Annotated in this window: 4 protein-coding genes; 3 read left to right on the top strand and 1 reads right to left on the bottom strand. The window is 33.0% G+C overall.

All coding sequences use genetic code 11. From position 1 onward, the window contains the following. From L1070_RS19935 to L1070_RS19945, 3 genes are all read left to right on the top strand, one after another. A partial coding sequence (locus L1070_RS19935; RefSeq protein ID WP_237126882.1) for an aminotransferase class III-fold pyridoxal phosphate-dependent enzyme occupies window positions 1-1374 on the top strand: 1374 nt, incomplete at its 5' end. Window positions 1375-1379: 5 nt separating this feature from the next. Next, window positions 1380-2117: an HAD family phosphatase gene (locus tag L1070_RS19940; protein ID WP_237126883.1), complete on the top strand. Its 738-nt coding sequence runs from the start codon at window positions 1380-1382 to the stop codon at window positions 2115-2117. Then, window positions 2059-2928: a sulfotransferase gene (locus L1070_RS19945; RefSeq protein ID WP_237126884.1), complete on the top strand. Its 870-nt coding sequence runs from the start codon at window positions 2059-2061 to the stop codon at window positions 2926-2928. The genes L1070_RS19940 and L1070_RS19945 overlap by 59 nt, the downstream gene beginning before the upstream one ends. Before the next feature lie 12 nt (window positions 2929-2940). On the opposite strand, the gene L1070_RS19950 is transcribed toward L1070_RS19945, so the two are convergent. Further along, on the bottom strand, window positions 2941-6282 hold a 3342-nt coding region (locus tag L1070_RS19950; protein WP_237126885.1), incomplete at its 5' end, for an SIR2 family protein.

Genomic DNA, 6282 nt, shown 5'->3' on the forward strand with positions numbered 1-6282 from the left:
CAAAATGATTTACAGGATCTCCATTATTTAGAGTCAGAATACTGCTCTCAGGGAGATACTGTACACTACAATAAGCCAATACAATTTTTTAAATCTGCGTATGATTCATACTTGTTGGACTATGAGGACAATCTTTATTTAGACTTTCAAATGGCCTACAGTGCCGTAAATTTTGGATATCGAAACCCACTCTACGAGGAAGCACTAAATGAGCAAATAAAAACTCTCCCGCAGCTTGCATCAGAATATGTAAGCAAAGAAAAAGTGATTCTAAGCTCATTAATTGGAAAAACATGCCAGAAAACGTTTGGACAAAAAGGAAGAGTCCACTTTAATGTCGGTGGAGCTCAAAGTATAGATGATTCGCTCAAGTTGGTATCGATTAATAAAGGCAATAGAAATGTATTTGCTTTTGAGGGAGCATATCATGGACGGACCTTGGGAGCGTCAGCACTAACTTCTAGTTATCGTTATAGAAAAGGTTTTGGAGAATTTGGTTCTAGAGCACTTTTTATTCCTTACCCATACTGCTTTAGGTGTCCCTACGGCAAAAAACAAGAAAATTGCAATTTATACTGTGCTAAGCAATTTAAGCGGCTGTTCGATAGTGAATATCAAACAATATTAGATACTCGAGATAAATCTACTGAAGTAAGCGCATTTTATATTGAGCCAGTACAAGGGACTGGTGGCTATATCATTCCTCCCGCGGGATATTTGGAAGAAATTGCTACCGTACTGAAAGAATATAATATTCTTCTTGTATCTGATGAGATACAAATGGGTTTTTATAGAACTGGAAAAATGTGGGCGTCAGAGCATTTCAATATTACACCCGATATTCTGGTATTTGGAAAATCAATGACGAATGGACTAAACCCTTTATCAGGACTTTGGGCCACTGAAAAACTAATTAGTCCAGATAAGTTTCCACCAGGAAGCACCCATTCATCGTTCGGCTCAAACCCTATTGGTTGCAAGCTTGGAATAGCAACTTTCGAGCATATAAATAGTTCCTCATATGAAAAAGAAGTTTCGGAAAAAGGAAAATACCTACTAAGTGAATTAAAAGAACTGCAAAAAAAGCACCCATGCATTGGAGATGTCGATGGTTTAGGCTTAGCTCTGCGTGTAGAGATCTGCCATGAAGATGGGCTTACACCCAATAAAGGCTTGACGGATCAAATTAAACATACTGCCTTGAAAACTTCAATCAAAACAGATGATGGAGATTTTAGACTTGTTCTTGATATAGGTGGTTACTATAAGAATGTACTGACGCTTGCTCCTAATCTAAGAGTTACAAAAAAACAGATGGATAACTTTATAACGATTATCGATCGAATAATCACTTCACTCACAAAGAACAAATAAGAGCTATGAATTTATCAAATATTAACTATATCTTTTTTGATGTAGATGGGCTTTTGATCAACTCAGAGATGTTAAGCTGGTTTTCATTTAAGCAAGCATGTGCTTTGTACAATTTAAGCATTGATAAAGACGTATATCTCAATACAATCGGGACTAGCTGGGAGAGTACATTTGAAACCTTAATTAAAGTATATGGCACCAAATATCCATATGATTTAATTTACCGAGATTATCAAATAATCTACCAAAATAGAGAGAGAGAAATAACCACGGCTGACTTCCTTAAAGAAGGAGTTATTGATATTCTTAACTATTGTCAAGAGTCTAATATTACTGCCGTTGCTGTTTCCTCCACAGGGAGGATCTTGCTTAACCAAAGGTTGGAAAGGTTTGGTTTGGCTCCTTACTTCTCAGCGATAATATCCTGTGACTCCGTAACTAGCCCTAAACCGGCACCTGATGTGTACTTATATACGTTGAATATAGTTGGCTGCACGCAAGAGGAATGTATCGTGATAGAGGACTCAAATCATGGTGTTGATGCAGCCCTTTCAGCAAATATTCCTGTCATACAAGTACCTGACATAGTAGCGCCACTAGAACACTTTAAGTACAATACCCTATACCACAAACTAACTTCTCTTAATGAAGTGATGATTGAACTCAAAAGTGCTAAGGATACTGATGAAGTTGAGACAGGGACAAGTACACATGTTCTTAAGCAAAATACTAGGCCTATTTAACTTTGCTTATAATGTTATAGAACAAAAAATTTTAAAGAATAACTATCAGTCAAACTATATACTTCCACCAGTATTCTTTATAGTAGGACCACCTAGAAGTGGAACAACTGTTTCATTTCAGTTAATTAGTAAGTACTTTCACACATACTTTCCTGATAACTTGGCCGCACTATTCCCAAGACATCCAGCTTTTGGCTTTTCTCTTTCAAGGTATCTATACAAAAATAGAGGGCATAATTCATATAGCTCTGAACATGGTTATTCATTGAGTGATTTACATGGGCCAAATGAATATGAACTATTTTTTAAAGGATTCCTATCTAACAATAGAAGATTAAGTCATCTAGCAAAAAAAATAACTTCAATCCAAAGTATAATGAAAGATAAACCTATAGTTTTCAAATCATTAAACTGCTCACTTCATATATCAGAAATTTCAACGGTGCTACCAAATTCTGTATTCATCTTTATAGATAGAAATAATATTGATATTGAAAGGTCAATAGAAAAAGCAAAAAGAAGAGAAAAATTCCCAGAAGAAGAAGTATGGTATGTTGTTCCTGATGGTATGGAAAGGCTTAACTTTGAAAGTGAAAAAGAGCAAATTAAAAGGCAGGTATTTGAGATTAAAAAATCAATATCAAATTCATTGGAAGCATTGCCGGATGAGAGAAAAATAAAAATATCATATGAAAGCTTAATTGAATCACCAGCCTGTGTACTTAAAACCTTAGAAAATAAGTTCATAGAATTGAAGATGAAGAAAGAGCTCTCCTCCCCTATATCAAAAAATAAATTTTTATCATTTTAGAGAGAATAAATATTAAATAAAATAGGAGATAAAACTTCTTATATTAGACTTGTTAACATATTTATAAATAATACATCGCCAAGCTCTTACTGAAACATTGTCTTTTGATGCATCTTTCAATACGACATACCAGTCATAGTCTCTTACTTGAGACACAATTCTATTCAGTTCAGCTAAGTCATTTTTCGAAGTTGAAAATGCCGATTTATGCAAAGCTTCTGAACCATATTCCCAAAATGTACTTGCAGAAAATCTAGATAAGCCCCTTGTTGCAACCCTAATTTCTGGGTTATCCATATAATCGGATCTATCCGCATAGAGATTTAGTAGCTTGATAGTTGATAAGGGGAAATCTAAAAGTGTTTTTTGTGCTAACTTACCAATAGTATAAGGTGAGAATTCAGTGTGCTCTTTAAAGTATTCTAGAAATGAAGCTTCTCCTTTACAGTGTAAAATACTTGTAGCAAAAGGAACTAAGGGATCATATTGGTGATGCTGATCAGCTTTCCCGTCAATAGCATGTTTCCACTGAAATATATAACCATGCTTAATATTCAGAGTTACCTGAAAATTATATGCCATATCATAATACTCTTCTGGATTTATTTTTGCTAAATAGCTTAATATTCCCAACGTTGTATCTACTACCCTAATAGAGTTTATCGCCAAGATATCCGACAATAACTCCTCAAATCTCTTTTTATTTTCATCTATAACAAATAAAAACTTCAATACCAGCCTTACACATGCTGGTTGTTCCATCAAGAAAATTATATGTGAGTTACTTAAAGAAAAAACCCCACACCTTACTGCTTTATTTAATCTTTTTTTTACAATCCATTCTATATCATAAATATCACTCAAGTTATCATCAGAAGAATTGTGAAAAAAACTCCTTCTATTATTAACCAACGACTCATATACCAGATCAACAAAATAATCCTTATTTATTCTAGAGATCAATTTCTTCAAAGGAGCTCGAGCTAAGATAGAAGCACCTTTCCTTAAAGATAAAGCTATACTCATATCCATAATTAATGTTAATTGCTTTCTTTGCTCCTTTTCAGAGTCAAAATTGGCCATACCTTTTTCAACAATAAACTTATAGAATTCAATACTACTTCTTGTATACATTTTTGCCGAATAGTTTAAAGGAAGTCTTTTGAAATCGTAGCCTTCACAACTCATAAGTTTTTCATTTAAAATATTAAAGTTCTCTGAATCAACCATTGATACAGCTAAGTATAGTGGTTCATAAATTTCTTCATTTGTTAAGGTAAAACTTCCTTTCCTTATTACTGAAGCCTTAAATATACTACCTATATAAGAGTCATCAGAATTTAAAAGGGCTTTACAGCTATCTTTTGATAATTCATTTATAAAGAAGAAAATAGAGTTAATAATGTGAACCTTCATCGACGTGGATTTTGCTTCATACATAACACTTAAAGATTCTTTAATAATATCTACGACATCCATTTTAGAACGTATGTAAAAGTATTCTTTAAATAGAATTACTCCAAACAGGTACTCTCCCATTCTTTCGTCAATAAACTGTAAAGTTCCAACTCTATCTTTCTTTAAAAAACCTAAAGAAACCAAAGATTCAAATTTCTCCCTATGTTCATTAACTTCAAATATTGAAGGCAATATACTCCTTTTTCTATAACAATAAATTAAGTACTCCATCGAGACTTCATATAAGTCATCTACTGTTTTTAAAGATGTCTCAGAGGATCTTTCTATAAGATTATTAAAAGAAATTTCGAAAAGTTTTGACTCTGAAATATCATTAATTCCTTTACTACCTATACTTATTATATGGCTGAGGTTTTGTGGAGTGGATAGAATTTTAGCTAAAAATGGATTACGTTTAATCTCTTCATAAATATATGGGTGATTGTGATGAACCGCCTTAACCACCTCATCTTTAGATAGTCGCCCAAATTCTATTTCAGATCCATATTTTCTGTTTATTGACTTTATATTTGAGAACATATTCCAGAAATCTGTTCTTGTAGTTATAACTACCTTTATAAAGCCTGAGTTACTATCCAAATAAGACTTGTCTAAAATTCCATTTATTTCATTCAATAATGATATAGTCATTTTGTTTGATATTAATTCATTCAAACCATCAATGATAATGTGCAACTTTTTATCTAAAAATGCGACAAGCCTAACCAACTCATGAATGGTTAAGTCTCCAAATTTATTAAACCAAGAGGAAAGCGAGTGTGTTAGTTCGGATGCTGGTATAAAAACTCTTAATTCTTCGTTAGAGTCATAAATAACATATCTTTTGAAATAATAGCTTTTGCCAACTCCACTTTCCCCGTGAACAATATACAACAAACCTCTTTCATCACTTTTAAATATTTTATTTATTTTATCTAAACCACTTTCCCTCACTATGTGCTTGCTTGTTTTATCATTGAAAAAATACAAATCATTTCTTGTTTTTATTATTTTCCTTTTAATATTCTCAAAAGAAAGAAGAAGGCTTTTATCTCCTGTTCTTCTAAATATTTCTTCATATAATTTTTGGATAAATGTGGCGGAAAATGTTTCAACATGCTGGTTGAACTTGTCTTTTGATATAACTTCATGGAGACTTTTGATATCTTCAAGGCGTTTTGGATTTACAGATACTTTTAGCTTGTTATGCTTTTTTAATATTCTTCTTATCGGCTTTTCACTGGCAGTATAGCCTAGAAGGAGTATTGGGCTATTATAACTGTTTAGAGTGATGAAATTTTCAACTTCTTCTGTCACAGCTTTTTCAAACTCAGTTTCAGTCCATAACATTGAAGTTCTATTGATATCTCCTGCAAGTTTAATTATTTGATTGTAAGAAATATTTGATGGTATTTGAGCTCTTTGAAGATCACTATAATCGGCAACTGAAAAGGAAAAATCTGTATATTTACTTCTTATAGTTTCCTCCAACAAAGTATCAAAGTTTGTAGTAAATACTAACTGTATATATCCACTTTTCCATAGACTGATAATCCAGTCATAAGTAGCTTTCTCTTTACGTGCTTTTCCAATAGCATCCCTTTCATGCTCCTTGAAAAAAGAGTAAGCCGTTTCAGAGCTGAGTTTTGAACTAAACTCGCTAATAAATAACTTTATAAAATCATCATCAGCAAGGTGTTCTACCTTTAACTTTTCCTCCTCACTGAAACCTGACAAGGGGCTCTTAAAAAATAACTCAGCGAAACCCCAAGTCGTCGGTATTCCATACTCTCTAGAGACCCCCGCACCAATAAAAATTACAAGCTTCTTAGTGATCTTTCCATTTTCATCAAACAGATACGATAATAGCCTATGAATTGCGGAAGTCATGGAGTC

The organism is Pseudoalteromonas sp. MMG022 (assembly GCF_021654245.1).
In the GTDB taxonomy this organism is placed as follows: Bacteria; Pseudomonadota; Gammaproteobacteria; order Enterobacterales; family Alteromonadaceae; genus Pseudoalteromonas; species Pseudoalteromonas amylolytica.